Source organism: Sutcliffiella halmapala (genome assembly GCF_002019665.1).
GTDB classification, from domain to species: Bacteria; Bacillota; Bacilli; order Bacillales; family Bacillaceae_I; genus Sutcliffiella_A; species Sutcliffiella_A halmapala.
Genome location: NZ_KV917375.1, coordinates 4,013,903 through 4,031,959, shown reverse-complemented (window position 1 = coordinate 4,031,959; position 18,057 = coordinate 4,013,903). Strand labels below are relative to the sequence as shown.

General features: G+C 35.6%; 17 protein-coding genes. 10 read left to right on the top strand and 7 right to left on the bottom strand.

All coding sequences use genetic code 11. The annotated features are described in order from the left end of the window. Positions 1–11: 11 nt before the first annotated feature. A complete protein-coding gene (locus tag BK580_RS19780; protein WP_078382002.1) occupies positions 12–287 on the top strand; it encodes a hypothetical protein in 276 nt (91 codons plus the stop codon). A gap of 46 nt (positions 288–333) precedes the next feature. Here BK580_RS19780 and BK580_RS24060 read toward each other — a convergent pair whose 3' ends face one another. Continuing rightward, positions 334–462 carry a hypothetical protein gene (locus BK580_RS24060; RefSeq protein WP_268877427.1) on the bottom strand — a complete coding sequence of 43 codons (129 nt, stop codon included), beginning with the start codon at positions 460–462 and terminating at the stop codon, positions 334–336. A gap of 498 nt (positions 463–960) precedes the next feature. Further along, on the bottom strand, positions 961–1,560 hold the full coding sequence (locus tag BK580_RS19775; protein ID WP_078382001.1) for a restriction endonuclease: 600 nt from the start codon (positions 1,558–1,560) through the stop codon (positions 961–963). A 737-nt stretch (positions 1,561–2,297) separates the two neighbouring features. Between BK580_RS19775 and BK580_RS19765 the strand changes: the two genes are divergently transcribed. From BK580_RS19765 to BK580_RS19735, 6 genes are all read left to right on the top strand, one after another. Next, positions 2,298–3,143 (top strand): GNAT family N-acetyltransferase, encoded by an 846-nt coding sequence (locus tag BK580_RS19765; protein ID WP_078381999.1) that lies wholly within the window; start codon positions 2,298–2,300, stop codon positions 3,141–3,143. Positions 3,144–3,851: 708 nt separating this feature from the next. Beyond that, positions 3,852–4,766, top strand: a complete 915-nt coding sequence (locus BK580_RS19755; RefSeq protein ID WP_078381997.1) for an exonuclease domain-containing protein — start codon at positions 3,852–3,854, stop codon at positions 4,764–4,766. Between the two features lie 355 nt (positions 4,767–5,121). Next, entirely contained in the window at positions 5,122–5,751 is a 630-nt protein-coding gene (locus BK580_RS19750) for a class I SAM-dependent methyltransferase (RefSeq protein ID WP_078381996.1), read from the top strand. Positions 5,752–6,160: 409 nt separating this feature from the next. After that, positions 6,161–6,667: a hypothetical protein gene (locus BK580_RS19745; RefSeq protein WP_235864078.1), complete on the top strand. Its 507-nt coding sequence runs from the start codon at positions 6,161–6,163 to the stop codon at positions 6,665–6,667. Between the two features lie 241 nt (positions 6,668–6,908). Continuing rightward, positions 6,909–7,460 carry a hypothetical protein gene (locus tag BK580_RS19740; protein ID WP_078381994.1) on the top strand — a complete coding sequence of 184 codons (552 nt, stop codon included), beginning with the start codon at positions 6,909–6,911 and terminating at the stop codon, positions 7,458–7,460. Positions 7,461–7,682: 222 nt separating this feature from the next. Then, positions 7,683–8,597, top strand: coding sequence for a VOC family protein (locus tag BK580_RS19735; protein ID WP_078381993.1), 915 nt, complete (start codon positions 7,683–7,685; stop codon positions 8,595–8,597). Between the two features lie 154 nt (positions 8,598–8,751). Here the strand turns inward: BK580_RS19735 and BK580_RS19730 are convergent, their stop codons facing one another. Further along, the gene (locus BK580_RS19730) at positions 8,752–9,129 is read right to left on the bottom strand and encodes a VOC family protein (protein ID WP_078381992.1); all 378 of its coding nucleotides are present in this window, start codon (positions 9,127–9,129) and stop codon (positions 8,752–8,754) included. 52 nt (positions 9,130–9,181) lie between these two features. Further along, complete coding sequence (locus BK580_RS19725) at positions 9,182–10,045, bottom strand: helix-turn-helix transcriptional regulator (RefSeq protein ID WP_078381990.1); 864 nt, start codon at positions 10,043–10,045, stop codon at positions 9,182–9,184. A gap of 162 nt (positions 10,046–10,207) precedes the next feature. On the opposite strand from BK580_RS19725, the gene BK580_RS19720 reads away from it, so the two are divergent. The 3 genes from BK580_RS19720 to BK580_RS19710 all read left to right on the top strand — a co-directional run bounded on the left by BK580_RS19720 (position 10,208) and on the right by BK580_RS19710 (position 14,182). After that, positions 10,208–10,603 carry a VOC family protein gene (locus tag BK580_RS19720; RefSeq protein WP_078381989.1) on the top strand — a complete coding sequence of 132 codons (396 nt, stop codon included), beginning with the start codon at positions 10,208–10,210 and terminating at the stop codon, positions 10,601–10,603. Between the two features lie 350 nt (positions 10,604–10,953). Beyond that, positions 10,954–12,423 carry an amidohydrolase family protein gene (locus tag BK580_RS19715; RefSeq protein WP_078381987.1) on the top strand — a complete coding sequence of 490 codons (1,470 nt, stop codon included), beginning with the start codon at positions 10,954–10,956 and terminating at the stop codon, positions 12,421–12,423. A 193-nt stretch (positions 12,424–12,616) separates the two neighbouring features. Next, a complete protein-coding gene (locus BK580_RS19710; RefSeq protein WP_078381986.1) occupies positions 12,617–14,182 on the top strand; it encodes a glutathione ABC transporter substrate-binding protein in 1,566 nt (521 codons plus the stop codon). A gap of 407 nt (positions 14,183–14,589) precedes the next feature. On the opposite strand, the gene BK580_RS19705 is transcribed toward BK580_RS19710, so the two are convergent. From BK580_RS19705 to BK580_RS19695, 3 genes are read right to left on the bottom strand one after another with little or no spacing between them, the layout of a single operon-like run. Beyond that, on the bottom strand, positions 14,590–16,041 hold the full coding sequence (locus BK580_RS19705; RefSeq protein WP_235864077.1) for a cytosine permease: 1,452 nt from the start codon (positions 16,039–16,041) through the stop codon (positions 14,590–14,592). After that, positions 16,042–17,355, bottom strand: a complete 1,314-nt coding sequence (locus tag BK580_RS19700) for an SLC5/6 family protein (protein ID WP_211279050.1) — start codon at positions 17,353–17,355, stop codon at positions 16,042–16,044. Then, the gene (locus BK580_RS19695; protein ID WP_078381984.1) at positions 17,352–18,047 is read right to left on the bottom strand and encodes a response regulator transcription factor; all 696 of its coding nucleotides are present in this window, start codon (positions 18,045–18,047) and stop codon (positions 17,352–17,354) included. Before BK580_RS19695 ends, BK580_RS19700 begins: the two co-directional genes overlap by 4 nt. Between the last annotated feature and the right edge of the window lie 10 nt (positions 18,048–18,057).

The following is an 18,057-nucleotide window of genomic DNA, read 5'->3' as shown; positions in this document are numbered from 1 at the left end:
GTGAATCGATAATGGAAGAGCGATTTAATAAATTAGAGGGCATGATATCACAATTAATTCAAATGGTAGGTAACATGAAGGCTGATCAAGATGAAATGAAAAGAGATCAAATGGAAATGAAGAGAGATCTAGGAGAAATGAAAAAAGATCAAATGGAAATGAAGCGTGATAACGAGCATGCACATAAGGAAATGGCAGAAACGCTAAAGTCTTTAGAGAGTGACCAAGATTTTATATGGCAAAAAGCTGTAAAGAATGAACGAGACATTGCAAGGTATGTAAAGTAGCAAAACTAAGGAAGGGTCTACAGCTGTTACCGAGACCTAGAAATTTTCAGACGAAAGTAAATTCTTTTACTTCAAGAATTAATCCTCGAACTAGATGGACAAGCGACTTTTGTTTCATCATATAAATGGTGGAGCTATCTGTAACAGATCTTATACTTGTCCTACATTCACCCAATTATTTTCCACCTAGTTTTTTCATTCCGTTTGTTCAAATTTTTTTAGGGACAAGTCCCGAGAATCATTTGGCTTCACTTCTGGTTCATTTTTTTCGATGCTTCGTGCCTCATTTTAACTATCTTCATGGTACTTTCATTTTTGAGATGGTGTAAAAAAGGCATATGACAATAGAATATAACTTTAGACATGTGAAAATATAAGTTATTTCTATTTATAAACCAACTGGATAATTATAATTAATTAATTATCTCTAGATTAGTGCTTTTTTCAAAAAAATAGAGATTTTATACGTTTCTTGGTTTTTGGAAAAAAGAAAGAGACTGGAGTATAAATAAAATAGACCCAAATGTATTTTCCTTTTTCTATAGAAAAAAAGATTTAGGACCATTTATTTATAAGGTCTATCTTTCTGATTCAAGTCCAGTCTCTATGTACATATTAGGAATTCAAACAAGGGACAGAAGAAGTAATCAATTCCCCCACGATCCTCCTATAATTACATGTTAATAGTATCTGACTTATCATTTATGAAAGGTTGATACTCAATAGTTTTGACGATAGGACTCTTATGGTTAATCCACATTTCAACTAAATCCATTCCATTAATTAAATCAATGTCTAAGCCTTCAGCATAGGAGCGAGCATTTTCGTTGAATCCAGCAGTTGAAACGACATAGCCCTTAGATACATTTTGTTTGACCATATTGGAATGAAGAATTGCAATTGTTTCATAGCCCATATCTTCTCGATAACACTTCACTTGACCTAACACCTTGTCTTCCCCAATGCCATGTTCAATATCTACTCCAAAGTCACCAGAACTCTTGGTTACAAATGCTTCAAGTCCGTACTTATGTTTAAATACATCAGCTATGAAATGTTCAAATTCTAAGGGATTATTTTTTAAAAACGTGGAAGAATATTTTTTCTCTTCAACTTCTTTGCAAAATCTCTGATAGAGCCCCAAAGCAATCGTTCTTTTAAACTCATCTTTAACAATAATCTGTCTATAGTACTCCTCTTCTCTTAAACTACGTCGATTTTTCAATAGAAAAATTAGTAGTCCAAGTAGTATTACAATAATAAAATATTCCATTTAATATATCACCTCAAATTTAAGGATTATCAGTTCAATCGAAAAATATACAGAATATGAAAAAACTCTTTTTTTATTCTTCATTACGAACTTTTTGGTATTAAACATTCCCTCTAGCTAGAATGCTTTTCAATATTTAAATAGAGAACTTGCTAAGGGGACTTCAAAAAAACAAGAAGATATGTAAAAAAGAAAAAGGTACATTTAGAATATTTATTTATGAAATAAAGGATATGGAAGTTATAAAAAAAATAGGTGTTTATGATCAGATATATAAGTTTATTGAGAAAATCGAGTTGCTATATGTCAGGTTCTTAAAAAGAGATTTTTCAGTAATAAAATAAAATGGTACAAATAGATTATTGGGGATTATAAATTCTAGTTTTTTTTAGTTATATTGAAATAGAGAGTGCGATAGCCTAGATAAAGACTATCGCACTTTTTCTATCGAAGTACAGAAACTAGGATGTTCTAATGGAGGTCTCTTCATGAAACAAGAAGGATATTAATGGATCATGTGAGAAAAGATAATCGATACGAAGATCTGGTATATTACGGAATTATTAATTCAGTAGACTTATAGATTTCCCAAAAAACAACAATAATAGTTGGATTATTTTACTAAGAGGTGGTGTTATTCTATAAAGGATTAACGCTTTTTATGTTGAAGTTAATACTAATGAGCAAATAATCAATATTAAGAAGGCAATAGAATTGGTTTAAAAGAGGGGATAAAAATGGTGAAAACCAATAGTTTTTATGAAATAAATACGCACCAGTATGGTGAGGTATTACACCTTATCGAGGGTTTAGAAGGTATACATAATGTTTTTGTATATGCTGTTATTGAACAAAAACAACAAGGAAAAATATTCGTCAATAATTTAACTAGTCCAACTGCCGGCTTAGTGGTAAATAAGGGCGGCTGTTACTATGTTTTTGGAGAAATCTCAGATACACAATTTAATCAACCACTAATTTCCTATTTAAAAGAGCAATCCAATCATGCGAATTTCTTTGACTTATATATGTCTTCCAAAGAGTGGGTGAGTATCTTAAAACCAGCGCTTGAGGGAAATGTCGTAGAATTAAAAAGAAATCATTACATTTTAGAAGAAAACCGAATTGTTCACACGGAAAAGATTCCTGATGGATTTGTACTTAAGAATATAGATGAGTATTTGTTTAATAAATATATGGAACAAGTTGATCATTCGTATTCTAATCTATGGGACAGTGCTGAGAATTATCTAAATAAAGCATTTGGAATTTGTTTAGTCAATAATGATGAGTTTGCCAGTGTATGTAATACTTTTTATATCGGTAATGGTTATATCGCTCCAGATATAATTACAATGGATGAATACCGAGAATTAGGTTTAGCTACAATAGTTTGTTCTACGTTTATTAGGAAAAGTAGAGAATTAGATCTAATACCATATTGGGATTGTGATGCAGGGAATGATGCTTCTAATGCCCTTGCTCAAAAGTTGGGCTTTACAAAATTAGGTGAGGTTCCTATTCTTTGGTGGCACCAGAACCAAGACGTGATTCGAAATTATTTAAAGAAAAATAATTATTGAGAGTAAATGAACACTATTTAACTTTTACAATATGTAAAGGCTGCTTGAAACTTAATTCTTTGTACAGCTTTTTTAATATAAAGATACAGTTAAACAACACAAAATGTGGACGGAAGGTACCTCGTCCACGAATATATGACCAAAAAAATCGGTTTTAGTAATTTTGTTATCGTTCAAATTTTTTGAATTATCGTACTATTTTCGTATGGAATATGAACTTAGTGCCCTCCACACCTTGTGTATAAAAGTTATAAATGAAAAAAAGAAGAGTGGAATTATGAGCCGCTCTTCTTTTGTGAGCTTGTCTTCAAATTAACGGTCACGATAATTTGTATTGTCCATCAAATTATTCCATTTGCTGGTCCATAGTAAGCCTGAGAGCGTTAAAAATACCAAAAAGGCATATTGAAATATTCTACAGAGGAGCACATAATTAAATGTTCAAACTACCATTAATAAGATACTCTATTTTAAGTTTACTGCTTTTATCTGCATTATTTTTAAACTTTTTCACTGTAGGGCTATTTTTCTTTCTAGGAATAACTTTTTCTGCAATAGAAAAATTCTTAAGCTATAAAAAATATGATAAACAAACGAATAATATATTTATAGACTTTGGATGGGTCCCGATATTATTAGTCACATTTATAATTATCTATATTTATAGAGATCTTATTATTTAACTAAAGAAGGGGAGGAGAAACAAAAATGAAAGATTTCGTTGCTTTTGATTTTGAGACTGCAAATGCGCAGCGTTATAGTATTTGTTCGGTTGGTTTCGTTTTTGTGGAAAATGGTAGAATTACAGATACGATTTATCAGCTGATTAATCCGGAGGTTGAGTTTGATCCGCGTAATGTTGCTATTCATGGAATTACAGAAGCAGATATCATTCATTCTCCTACCTTTGATATGTTTTATGATGAAGTCAAAAGTAAGTTGGAACATAAATTACTGGTGGCGCACTATCTTCCATTTGATGGCTATGCCTTAAAAGATAATTTAAAGCGGTATGGCCTTACGCCGGTGGCTAAACAACTTTTATGTTCTTACCAGTTATCCAAAAAATTACTCCCTGAGCTATCGTCTCACACACTAAAATCTATGTGTCAGTACTTTCAGATCCGGCTTGATGATCATCACCATGCATTAGCGGATGCAAAAGCCTGTGCGGATATCTTTAGTAATTTGGTGAACGAATACAAGATACCGGATCAACAGACGTTGTTGGAAAAGACAAGAATTAGCGTAGGACAACTAACTAACACGACGTTCAAAACCTCTCGAATCAGTAACAAAAGGGGCGTATCCCTAGATCTAAATGAAATTGCAGTCAATAACCATGCAGAAACACATCATGTTTTCTATGGAAAAAGAGTAGTGTTCACCGGGAAACTGGAGGTATTGTCACGAAAACAGGCTGCGGAAATGATTGCAGCAAAAGGTGCGATCCCCCAAAACGGCATAAACGATGAAACCAACTACATCATTTTAGGTGATTTTGATCATGCCATAATTGCTCGCAACAAGTCCAGTAAATTAAAAAAGGCAGAATCTATGATACGAGAAGGATATAAGATAGAGATTATTAGTGAGCTAGACTTTTTGAAAATGCTGGGCTGATAGCTGGAGAATGCTGAGAAAATTCAGTTGTGAGCGGTTCTTTTGCTTCCTGCATGTAGGGAGCAAAAGAACCGTTTCTCTCATAACCAAGAGAGAAGAATTTCTCTAATGATCTCGTTGGTGTCCTTGTCTTGATAAATACCTTTAACGTCGTAATTGTCTAATGGTGGATGGCCAAAGGGGATTTTTACCAGATATCGAATTGTTACATTAAAACCAAAAGTAAGTTAAAAATTTTACAAATAGATAGATACCAATTATAGTTCTAAAAAGTATGATGTCTTTACTTGAAACTTAAACAATAGCTTCAAACAACATAACATCCCAATTTAAAAAACATAAAGGAGATAGAGCTATAGTGGAATTCTGGGAATCAAGTTTTATAGAAAAACAAACGATGTGGGGATTTGAGCCTACAGACTCCGCAATCCTGACAAAGGACTTTTTCCTTGAAAGGAATATGAAGGACATACTGGTACCAGGTATTGGATATGGTAGAAATGCAAAGGTTTTTATGGACAATGGAATAAATGTTACAGGTATTGAGATTTCAAAAACTGCGATTGGTTTGGCGAGGCAAAATGGGCTTGATATTAATATTTTTCATGGTTCAGTTACTGACATGCCTTTTGATAATAAACTCTATGACGGGATATTTTGCCATGCGCTTATTCACTTATTGAATAATAGTGAGAGAGAGAAGCTTATTAAAGATTGTTATAATCAGTTAAAGCCAAATGGATATATGATTTTTACAACTGTTTCAAAAGAAGCCCCAATGTTTGGTAAGGGTAAACAATTGGATAAAGACTATTTCGAGATAATGGAAGGCGTAAAAATGTTTTTTTATGATTCAAACTCCATAAAACAAGAGTTTGGAAAATATGGACTGGTAGAGTTTTCAGAAATTGAAGAGCAAAGTAAGAACATGAAAAATAAACCTCCAATAAAATTTACACTTGTAAAATGTAAGAAAGAATTATAAAGATAATCATACGAAAATTTAGGCTTTGTTGGGACACTAGGTTTCTTGACCATCCACTTTTTTGGAATTAGAAAATAAATCGAACAAAGTGAAATTTAATTCTGAAGCTTGCTGAGTCACTTAGGTAAAAGAAGAGAAAATATATATACATTAACTGAGCTATAACTGTAAAAAGAATAGTCGATATAATCGTCGGCTATTCTTTTTCGTGTTGGCATCAATCCAAATTGGATTCTTTTCTGTCCCCGTGTCCACCTCTGCGCTTCCCTCTTCAAGGTCGATAGAGAAGGAAATGTACCTTCCTTTCCTCGCACATTCTGAATATATTTTCATAGAATGATAGAGAAAAGAGAGGAGGTGAACTGATAGAATGAAATACTATTACTATATGAATGAGGATTATGAGCCGATGCATCAGACTTCCAAGAAGGGTGACAAGGATATCAATATTATTGTTAACTGTAGAGATGGAAATGGTGAGCAGGGGCTTGCCGCATTCAGAGCGGTAAATAATACACCTCAACGGGTAGATGAGGCGGATACTTTCTATAAAGTCCTGTTTCAGGACGAGCAATTTGATATAGGGGGCATCTATAACGCGAATACCTCTACGTTTGTTCCTCGTGAAGACGGCATCTATTATGTAGCAGGAACGGTTACTTTCTTTCCGGATAACACGATAGATCCGTACCGTGTGCGTGTCGAAATCCGTGTGAATGGGGTAAGTGTTGCAGCGGACAATGATTATTGGGGGGAAGGTGTCTTGGTGAACGTTATTAATGTTGCAACCATCCTCCAGTTGGAAGCAGGCGACCTCGTTGAAATCTTTCTGACAAGTACCACGCCAGGAGAAATCCTGCTAAACTCCGATACCCAGCCTATCTATAGTACTCGTTTTGAGGCTTCAAGGTTCTGATTGAAATATCAAATCATCACAAGATAGTCTAACGGTAGTCGTATACGGCATGCTGTTGGACTATTTTATTAAGAATGCTAGAGTCAAAAATGTACATTCAACCCTCTCTATCCACCCAAACAATTCCTCTAATTAAACATAGAATAATAGAGAAAATAGAGGACAAGATGTCTCCCTGATACAAGCTAAAATACCTTCCTATTAGTAAAACACCTTTAGATATGAAAGGAGGTGAAAAAGTATGGCATGTAATTATCAATACAGCCTATACCCACAAGTAAATCAAATTCAAAAGTGTAAGACAGATATTAACATTAAGGTGAAATGTAATGATGAGAATGGCAATGGTACCAGTGAAACAGACGCATTCCGAGCAGTCAATAATACACCTCAGGTAATTGATGAAGCCGATGTCTTTTACAAAGTACTGTTCCAGGAAGAACAATTTGATATTGGCGATGTCTACAACGCTAACAACTCCACATTTATCCCTCGCAGATCTGGTGTCTATTATGTAGCTGGAACCGTTACATTCAGTGCAAATGATAGCACGATTCCGTACCGTGTTCGTGTCGAAATCCGTGTGAATGGGGTAAGTGTAGCAGCGGATAACGATTTCTGGGATGAAATTGACGATCTGTTTGTGTATGTGAATGCTATCAATGTTGCTACTATTCTTCAATTAGAAGCAGGCGACCTTGTTGAGGTGTTCTTGACTAGTACGTCTTCAGGTGCAATTAATGTCAATGAGCCAGACTTCAGTACCCGTTTTGAAGCGGCGAAGTTCAGGTAATATAAGTTGTGTAGAACAGAGGGGGATCCTCTCTGTTTTTTGCTTTGTGGTGCTAGACTCTTAGGTGCAAAAAAGAGTCAACAACAAATCTGGTTGAATATATTTAACTAAGAATTGGCGTTATTCTGTGAAGGATTAACGCTTTTTATGTTGAAGTTATTTAGCTTAGGGGATAATAATAAACAAAAGAAGTTTACATAAATGATGTTGAGGAGGATAAAAATGTCAAAAACAAATCAAAAAATCGTTACGCATTTATGGTATGACAAGGAGGCAAAAGAAGCAGCTGAGTTTTACACATCCATCTTTCCGGAATCAAAAGTTACGAATGTAACAACCATTCACGATACACCGTCTGGTGACTGTGATCAGGTCTCTTTTGAGATTTGGGGGCAGAAGTTCATGGCAATCAGCGCAGGGCCATTGTTCCAGTTCAATCCGTCGGTGTCTTTCATGGTGAATTTTGACCCATCACGAGAAAAAGACGCGAGTGAAAAAATAAATGAGGTTTGGAATAAATTGTTAGAGGGTGGTAAAGTGCTAATGCCATTTGATAAGTATCCGTTCAGTGAGAAGTATGGATGGATTCAAGATAAGTATGGTTTGAGCTGGCAGTTAATCCTTACAGACCCCGATGGTGAAGAGCGACCTGAAATAGTGCCATCACTTTTGTTTGTTGGTGATCAATGTGGCAACGCGGAAGAGGCGAGGAGTTTTTATTTATCTGTATTTAAGAACTCAAATGAGGGTCTTATAGCAAGATACCCGAAAGGCATGGAACCTGAAGAAGAAGGAACCATTATGTTCTCTGATTTTATGCTTGAAAATCAGTGGTTTACCGCAATGGATAGCGCAGAAAATCATAGATTTAATTTTAATGAGGCCATCTCATTTATGGTGTACTGCGATTCACAAGAAGAGATTGATTATTACTGGGAAAAGCTCTCGGCGGTTCCAGAAGCAGAACAATGCGGTTGGCTGAAGGATAAGTACGGTGTATCCTGGCAGATTGTCCCAAGTCAGATGGGCGAGCTGATGAGCAATTGCACACCGGAGCAACTTGCACGCGTAACGAAAGCATTTCTTAAAATGAAGAAATTTGATTTGGTGGAATTACAGAAAGCATACAAGGGGTAAGGTGGATACTGCCTAATGATGCTGCCACGTAAGTTATATATGAGGTGGCTCAGTTAAGAACGATGAAAACAGGTAACTTCAAACTACTTTTCAAGGTAGGATGGAGTTATCTGTTTTTAGTGATGGATGGTTCCCACTGTCCCTTTTGATTTTCTTAAACTTGTACTTCACTCATCAATGCATGAGTATTATCTTCAGTATCTTTAAAAAATACCATCCATGTTTCTGTTTGGCCCACTTTTGCCACAACATGTGGTTTGTCGATTAAAGTAACTTCTTTATCTATTAAGTGCTCATAAGTATCTTGAATATTATTTACTTGAAAATAAATTACTGAACTTGAATTGGCGAATTCCTCTTTTTCTGGAAGTGTTAGCATAAGTCGTAAACCGTTGCATTCAAAAAATGCCATATTATCTGTGTTAAATAATAGAGAAAGACCTAGTTTCTCTTTATAAAAATCTAGTGCTCTATTTAAGTCCTTAACTGGTATACCAATTTGTCCAACATTTTGAATCAGTTCAGCTTTCATAAACCATTTCTCCCTTCAAATATCTTTACTTTATAAGTGTAATTAATTTTGCCTAAAATTTCTTATCCAATATCACCTTTTTCCGATATTCTTTAGGAGATATACCAACATATTGCTTAAACATTTTGCTAAAGGATGGAGAACTTTGAAATCCAAGTTCAAAGGTTATATCGGTCATAGTATTATCTAATTCTGCTAATAGCTGCTTTGCTTTTTGTATTCTGAATTCTGAAATATGCTGATGGGGAGTTTTACCGTATAGTTGAGAGTAAGTTCTTAAAAAATGGTTAGGTGATAAACAAGCAATCCGAGCAACGTCATTTAATTTTATTGGTGTATCGAAATATGACCTAATATAATCATGTGCTACACTAATTCTTCTATATAGCTCTTCACGTGTAGAATTACGAATTGCTTTTAGTGATTCAATTTCCTTATATGTATTAAACTGAGCGTTCAAAATAGACTGCATTATCTTATGAAATTGTTCCTCATAGCCAACGGAATTCACTTCAAGACTAGGTAGGTCTTTTTTAAAGGTTTCTAGTTGAGAATATAAAATAGTATCTATAGGATATGTTTTTTCAAAGAACCCAATTGGTCTTTTATCCATGAAAGGTTCACTTAGTAAATTATAGTTTGTTTCTTTTAATGAATGAAAAACGTCCGTTGCAAACCCATCATTAAAGAAAACGCAAAAAGACTCCACATCCTTCGTTTCATCAATAGAAATGGTGTACGGACCTTCATTGAGGAGTAGGTATCTACTCTCTTCAACCGCAAAAAATCCTTGATTAGTCTTATAATGAGCTTTGCCATTTGAAAAAGTTTTAATCGCTAGTTGGCCAATTCCTTCCCAGTAAAACTGGTCACTTTTTTCATGTAAAACGAAATTGGTAGATTCATTTTTTGCCATACTACAATCTCCAATATAGACAGATTTTATTTTATATACTTAATTATACATAATTATGGAATTTAAGTATCTTATTCAAATTGAAATAAAGGATATTATCTTTTTATAAAGAATACTTCTATTGAATTAAGAAACTATGAACTAATTTGGAGGGATATAATCATGGGAAGACTAATCCATTTTGAAGTCCATGTTGATAACATGGAGCGTGCAATGAAGTTTTATGGTGAGGTGTTTGGTTGGAAATTTGAAGATTGGAGTGACTATGCCGGAACGCCTTACTTTGGTGCAGTAACGGGTGATGAGAGTGAACTGGGAATCAATGGTGCACTGATGCAGCGGAGAGGTGCTCCACCTGCAGCCAACCAGCCTATGAATGGATACTCTTGTACGATGGGAGTGGAGGATTACGACTTAACAGAAAAACTAATTCTCGAAAATGGCGGCAAAGTGGCGTTACCGAAGCATGCCTTGCCTGGTATGGCGTGGCAAGGGTATTATGTGGATACGGAAGGGAATGTGTTTGGGGTTCATCAACCCGATGAGAACGCGAAATAGGTTAGAGTAAAAAAGGTTTCTGCCACCAGTTTGGTGGAGGAACCTTTTTTTGCTGAATAAGAAAAATGTCTTATGCTTCCCAACAGATACCGGAATTTACCTAACAGATGCTTAATTTTATCTAACAAATCCTCAAATCAACCAAACAAATCCAAAACTACTTCAAGGAAACAGAAGGCCAAAGTTCATCTTTAGCCTTCCCTTCAAACTAGCCAACTTCTCTTAAGCTCTAATTAGATAGTAGAAATCCCTTAAAAATAAGTAGTAAAATTAAAAATGTTGGATCTTCATTTTTTCTATAATTACTCTAATTACTTCTATTATATTGGGGATGAAAGGGGATAGGAAAAATGAAAACGAAGATCCGAGGTAAATATGTCGTAGGTTATGATGGAGAGGATCAAGTTCTTTTAGAAGATGCTGAAGTCGTTTATGAAGATGATACGATTCTTTTTGTTGGTAAAAGTTACACGGAACATGTTGATGAGGTGATCGATGCTGGTAACTCCGTCATTTCGCCTGGTTTTATTGATTTAAATGCCCTTGGTGATATTGATCATGATATATTGCATTTTGAAGCTGGGAGTAAAAGAGCTAAAAATTTACTTTGGTCAGAGGAGTATGTAAAAAAAGGTTCTCGTGAAGTGATGACTCCTGAGGATGAAGCATTTAAATCTCTCTATGCCTATTCTCAACTCATTCTCCATGGTGTGACTACAGCAATGCCGATTACTTCAGTATTTTATAAAAAGTGGGCAGAAACATACGAAGAACTAGCTGCAGCTGCTCATCACGCTGGAAGTCTAGGTTTAAGAATATATCTTGGACCAAGTTATCAAGCCGGGATAAGAGTCGTTCAACCAAACGGTGAAATAAAACTATATTGGGATGAAGAAGCAGGAAGAAAAGGGTTGCAGCGTGCGGTTCAGTTTGTAAAAGATTTTGATGGAGCCTATAATGGTTTAATTAGAGGGATGCTTGCACCTGAAAGAATTGAGTGTCAAACGGAGGAAACCTTAAGGCAAACAAAACACTTTAGTGATGAATTAAATATTCCGATTAAGCTGCATGCAGCACAAGGTAAATTTGAGTTTGACACGATTGTGGAAAAGCATGGGATGACCCCGATTAACTATTTGTATGATTTAGAATTTCTCGGGCCTAAAACTGGAATTCCTCATGCTCATTTAATAGCGGGCCATAGTGAAACGAAGATAGATGCAGGGAACGATTTAGAAAAACTGTGTGAAACAAATACGACTGTTATTCATTGTCCTTTAATTATTGGTAGGCATATGTCTGCATTAGAATCCTTTGCTAAGTATAAGAAGGCTGGGATCAATTTAGCGTTAGGAACGGATACTTTTCCGCCAGATATTTTCCAAAATGTTCGGACAGGCAGTATGTTTTCGCGGTATATAGAAAAGGTAATAGAAGGTTCTACATTTGCTGATTTTTATCGGGCAGCAACTCTTGGAGGAGCCAATTTCCTTGGTAGGCCAGATCTTGGTCGGTTAGCAAAAGGGGCCAAAGCGGATATTATTGTAATTGATTTACAAGGATTCCATATGGGTATAGTGGATGATCCGATTCGTACTATGTTCTTATGTGGATCAGGCAAGGACGTGAAGTTGTCTATCATTAACGGACAAATAGTGATGAAGGATCAACAACTACCAGGTGTAGATTTAGAAGACTTAAAGCAAAAGGGTCAGCAATACTTTTCCAAGATGAAAAAAGGATATGAAGAAAGAGATTATCAGCATTTACCGGAAAATGAACGGTTCCGAACCTCCTTTAAAGTAGTGGATTCTATTTAGCTTTTGTCTATGTTATTTAACTAACCCTAGCTGAAGACTTACGCGGAAATCAACAGCGGCGTTTAACGGGCCAACTTTTTATAAAAAAGGTAAAGAATTTGATAATAAAAGTAAATATATTAAAAACAAATTATCTGAATCTTTTTTATAATTAGACAAAGTATTGTTTCAAATATTATTAGGGGGTTGGAAGATGAGAGGAAAAGAGAGTTTGAAGAAGCTAATATCGATCTTTTTAATCTTGATTGTGATTACTGGATGTTCGACAACAAGTAGTGAAAAGCAAGAAGGAAATGGAGAACGTAAAGCTTCTAATAATGGTGGAACGCTAGTCATTACTAGGCAGTCAGATGCTGAAAACCTTGATCATCAATTCATGTCAACCATAAATGCAGCATCTGTTACTCATAACAAAGTGTATGAAGGATTAGTAGGAAGAGATAAAAATGCTAACATTGTGCCATTGCTTGCAGAAAAATGGGAACAACTAGAGGAGAACATATGGGAGTTTAAACTAAGAGAAAATGTAAAGTTTCATGATGGAACAGACTTTACAGCGGAAGCGGTAAAAGTAACGTTTGATAGGTTATTAGATCCCGATGTAGGTTCCCCTAGAGCAGTTGTATTAAAAATGGTAGAAGAGGTTAAAGTGATTGATGATTATACAGTGCAGTTTATCCTAACAGAGCCATTCTCTCCGCTACTTTCTATTCTAGCAAGTCATGAAGGTGGCATAATAAACCCTAACACCATCGAACAATACGGCAAGGAAATTATTCAAGAACCTAATGGAACTGGGCCATTTACCTTTGAATCATGGACTCCTGGTCAAGAAATAGTATTGAACAAAAATGAACAATATTGGGGAACAAAAGCTAATGTGGATAAAGTAATCTTTAAAATAGTACCTGAAGAAACGACAAGGGTATCTATGCTTCAAACCGGAGAAGCCCATATAGCAGAACCGTTGTCTGTTGCGATGATTAACACGGTGGAAGCCTCTTCGAATGTTGGTGTTTACCGGAGTGAAGGTTTTGGTACAGAATATATAGGGTTTAACGTTCAGCAGGAACCATTTGATGATGTTCGCGTACGAAAAGCAATTGCTTATGCGATTGAAATGGATTCCATTATTCAAGGTGTCTATAATAATGTCGGTAGAAAAGCAAACTCCCTACTCGGATCGAAAGTATTTGGGTATCATGAGGGGCTAACTCCTTACGAATATAATTTAAATGAAGCGAAAAAATTATTGGCAGAAGCGGGTTTCCCAAATGGATTTGAAGTGACATTAAAGACGATGGATAATAAGGAACGAATTAATTTAGCGGAAGTAGTGCAATCACAATTAAAAGGAATCGGAATTAAAATTAACATCGAAGTCCTTGAGTATGGTACGTTCGTAGATCAGGTGAATAAGGGCGATTCAGAGATGTTTTTACTAAGCTGGAGAAATGCAACTGGTGATGCCGATTACAACCAATACAATTTGATCCATTCTAACTCTCATGGGCCTTCAGGTAATACGTTCTTCTATAGTAATGAGAAGGTTGATAAATTAATTGAAGATGCTCGTCGTGAAATGGATCAAGACAAACGGATTGATTTATATGCACAAGCTCAGGAAATACAAATGGAAGATGCATTATATATCCCGGTAAGAGTGATAGAGAACATGGCTGCAACATCGAAAGATATAACAGGCTTCTATATCAACCCATCTGGATATTTAGAAGTTAATGAGGTTTCTATTAGATAAAGGGTCTAGGTACATCTTAGAAGGATGCATGGAATAACAAGAGGCAGGGACAAAAGAATATTTGATAAAGAAAAATCCGAACTATTATGCGAAATTCTAAGTAGAGTTTTGCAGTAGTTCGTATTTTTTTAGTTTGATTCTGTTAAATACCGCTGTTGATTTCCGCCCAAGGCTTCGCTTATCCAGAGGGCGCTTGTGGAGCCTCCTCGGCTTCGCCTGTGGGGTCTCCACAAAACGCTACCTCTAAGCAAGGAGTCTTCGCCTTGTGCTCCAATCAACAGCTAGGTACTCTAAAAATCAAAAGTGTACTTTAACAGGGCATTTAGATTAAATCGTTTGTAAATAGAGATGGAGATTTAATTAATGTCTTAGTATGTTTTTTGTTATTCATATTATAATGCTTTTTTCTACGCTATTTCTTTTCTATCGATTTTCTTCTCCTTAGACTCATAAACAAAGAACAATAAAAGATAGCAAATGGAAGCGATAATTATGCCAGAAAACCATGAAATGCTATAAAGTGGATGCAGAGCGTCGATAAATGCTCCAGAGAGACAAAGCACTCCAGCAATTAAAGTTGCATAAATAGCAGGTGCACTAACGGCATTAATCGAATCTGCGCCTTCTGAATAATACAAGCTATCTACATTAATCTTCCTTTTACAAATGATATAGTAATTCGTTAGCATCACACCGATAACGGGACTTAATAAACCTCCGATTAGATTCAAAAAGGTAAAGATACTAGTAGAGTCCTCCATTAGCTTCCACGGCATGATGAGGATACCACATATGGTAGCAATAAATGCACTCGTACGAAAGGTTAGTTTCGTAGGAAAAAGCGAGGACAGTTGGTAGCCAGCAGGGATAATATTACCAACAATATTTACTGATAACGTTGATAGGCAAACGGTAAATAAAGCTAGGGCAATAGCGAATTTATCATCAAACTTTTCTACTACGTCTAATACGTTCCAGATAGGTGTCCCAAAGGCAATTTCGGATCCAATAATGATGGTTATACTAGCTAAAGAGAATAATAAATAGGTAGAGAGTAAGCCAAATATTTGCCCAATAGATTGTTCTCTATTCGAACGGGAAAAGCGTGTTATATCCGAAACGCTAAGAATAGGTGCGACCCAAGTTGATAGGATAACGGAGATACAGACGATGAAAACAAAAAAAGTATTTCCTTCTATCCCTTTTGCTGTGTAGTTTAGAATAGGTGAGATCCCTCCAGCTAAATTTATAGCCCACCATGACATTCCTCCAAATACAAGAAAAATAAGAGGGGTTATTGCTTTTGAGAGAGCTCCTATTGTTTTAATTCCACCAAAAATAAATAGGACATTCAGCAACCAAAATAGTAGAAAGGATAGGAGGCTAGGAAGGCTAAGACCTAGAAAAGTCCAGGTACCTCCAAGTAATAAATAGTCTGGCCAAAACTTTCCTATTAATATGGTTAATGCAATACTTCCCGCATAAGTTTGTAATCCAAACCACATAATGGCGGCAATTACCCCTCTAAGAATACCGGGTAAAATGGCACCTTTTCTCCCATAGCTTTTACGAAGTAGGATCGAAAAAGGAATTCCATACTTGCTTCCAGCGTGTCCATTCAGTATTAGCATGCACGATAAGATAATAGAAGATATCGTGATAATAGAAAAGACTTGCCAAATGGACAAGCCAATCGCAAAGAAACCGCCAATCGTAACGTAAGATGGGATATTATGAACAGAGCCCATCCACACGGAGAAAAAGTGCCCGAATTTCCAGGTTCTTTCGGAAGGACTTGTAGGTAAGATATCTGGCTTGTATACCGTCTCGTTATTCAATGAGATGCTTTTTTCCCCCAATTAGTCTCTCCTCCAACTTTCCTTAAATGAATATTGTTTGATTTTCCTAACTAATAAAACGGTTAAGCATATAAAAGCTGAAACGAAAAAACTGACCCAAATAGACTGTAAAGTACCAACAAATGAGGAGGTAATATATCCTGCGAAGGCACTTATTATAGATGAAAAAGGGATGATAGTAGGTACTGAACGTTTACTTAAAATAATGTATAACATTGGAAGCAGTAAGGCTGCATACATGTTTCCGAACAAATAAAATAGAGCAATAGAATGAGGTAAAATAGCTATTACAATAAGCAATAAAATACAGATGAAAATAGCCGAAATACTACTGTATCTCCAGCGCTCTTGATCTGTTAATGGAGAGAAAGTTTCTATCACATTTTTAACTAGTAATGTTGTTAAGGCATTCAACTCATTACTCATAGCCGTTAAAATGGCAAATATACAAAACAGAGCAAAAAGGATTAATAGGATGGTGGTTTGTAGATCAAAAACGAGCGAAAGGATTTGATCAAAACCTCTTCCAGAGATAGCAACCATAATCAGGGAAGTTAAGGCTAAAGGAATTGTTGCCCATATTAAACCTAGCATCGTGAAGGTGATTTTTATTTTTTCTTTTTTTAAATTGAAAATATGTTGCCAAGTGGGCCTATCAGTTAGTGTTAGACCGAGAGCTACTAGTATAAGTGTACAGATGTATAAAATGGTATCCGTATTTTTAAAGAATAGTATATAAGGATGATAAAGCCGGATCCCTTTATAAACAGGGTGTACGCCTTCTTGGATATAAGAATAAACAGGAATAATAATAATGGCGCTAAAGATAATTATGATAGTCAAAATCGAAAACTGATGGATTCGATACATTCCACCTATTCCGCCAAGCAGTAAACAGGCAACTAGGAACACGGAAGTTCCAACTAGAACGTGAACGTGTAAAAAGGTATGTGTTAGAATTCCTGCTCCCAAAGCTTGAAAGAGTAGGGAGGCGGTGCCTAATAAGATAAGGAGAATTACCATAAACCAATATCCAGCCGGATGGAGTTTTTGTTTTAACGCATCCCCAATTGTCTCCCCACTCGGAAACCGCTCTCGAATAATCTTGGCGAAAAAGCCTAGTGTAATAAATACTAATGCTCCAACGATCGAATAGCCTATTCCACCTAAAATTCCATATTTAACTAATACTTCTGGGGAAAATAAGAAAGAATTGCCCGTTGCCCATCTAGCTAATAAGCTGACAATCCCAAAACCTATTCCGAGTCCAATAGAACCTCGCATAAAAATATGATAAGGATGTTTCTTCTTCAAAGTATTTTCTCCTTTGAACGAAAATCACGTGGTGAAAACCCCGTTACTTTACGGAAAATTTGACTGAAATAGTGTTGGCTATTAAAGCCACATTTTTCAGAGATGACATTGATGCTAAGGTTAGGGAAATCTACTAATAGCTTTTGGGCTTCTTTCAATCGATAGTCATTTAAATATTCCGAAAATCCTAAGCCGACTTCTTCCTGGAATTTTCTACTTAAATAAGCAGAATTGATATGAATCTTTGAAGCTAAATAATCAAGCGTTAATTTCTTACTATATTCTTGATGAATAATTTGGAGGGCACTCATTACTTGATCGGAATATCGCCCAAGCTGCGAGTACTTTTTTAAGATGGAAGTAAGTTCTTCTTCAATGACTGGTTTAGTTATATAATCAATGACACCAAGTTTAATAGAGGTTTTAGCATATTCAAAATTTTGGAATGCTGTAACCATGACAATATCTATCGAAGGATAGGTAAGTGTAAGTTCCTTAGCTAGCTCCAATCCTGGTTTGCCAGGTAGTTGAATATCTAAAAATGCTAGAAAAATATCGTGTTGTTTTACGATTTGCATTGCTTGTGATGCATCCTGTGCTTTAAAAATGTTCACATGGGGGATTTCTTTTGTGATTAAATAGTCTAGTTGTTCTAGTTCAAGCAATTCGTCGTCTACTAGTAGTATATTCAATCTAACACCC

Bases quoted from the DNA above. Each gene is read 5' to 3' on its own strand.
- BK580_RS19780 (WP_078382002.1), top strand. From the start codon at position 12: ATGGAAGAGCGATTTAATAAATTAGAGGGCATGATATCACAATTAATT.
- BK580_RS19775 (WP_078382001.1), bottom strand. From the start codon at position 1,560: ATGGAATATTTTATTATTGTAATACTACTTGGACTACTAATTTTTCTA.
- BK580_RS19765 (WP_078381999.1), top strand. From the start codon at position 2,298: ATGGTGAAAACCAATAGTTTTTATGAAATAAATACGCACCAGTATGGT.
- BK580_RS19755 (WP_078381997.1), top strand. From the start codon at position 3,852: ATGAAAGATTTCGTTGCTTTTGATTTTGAGACTGCAAATGCGCAGCGT.
- BK580_RS19745 (WP_235864078.1), top strand. From the start codon at position 6,161: ATGCATCAGACTTCCAAGAAGGGTGACAAGGATATCAATATTATTGTT.
- BK580_RS19740 (WP_078381994.1), top strand. From the start codon at position 6,909: ATGGCATGTAATTATCAATACAGCCTATACCCACAAGTAAATCAAATT.
- BK580_RS19735 (WP_078381993.1), top strand. From the start codon at position 7,683: ATGTCAAAAACAAATCAAAAAATCGTTACGCATTTATGGTATGACAAG.
- BK580_RS19730 (WP_078381992.1), bottom strand. From the start codon at position 9,129: ATGAAAGCTGAACTGATTCAAAATGTTGGACAAATTGGTATACCAGTT.
- BK580_RS19725 (WP_078381990.1), bottom strand. From the start codon at position 10,045: ATGGCAAAAAATGAATCTACCAATTTCGTTTTACATGAAAAAAGTGAC.
- BK580_RS19720 (WP_078381989.1), top strand. From the start codon at position 10,208: ATGGGAAGACTAATCCATTTTGAAGTCCATGTTGATAACATGGAGCGT.
- BK580_RS19715 (WP_078381987.1), top strand. From the start codon at position 10,954: ATGAAAACGAAGATCCGAGGTAAATATGTCGTAGGTTATGATGGAGAG.
- BK580_RS19710 (WP_078381986.1), top strand. From the start codon at position 12,617: ATGAGAGGAAAAGAGAGTTTGAAGAAGCTAATATCGATCTTTTTAATC.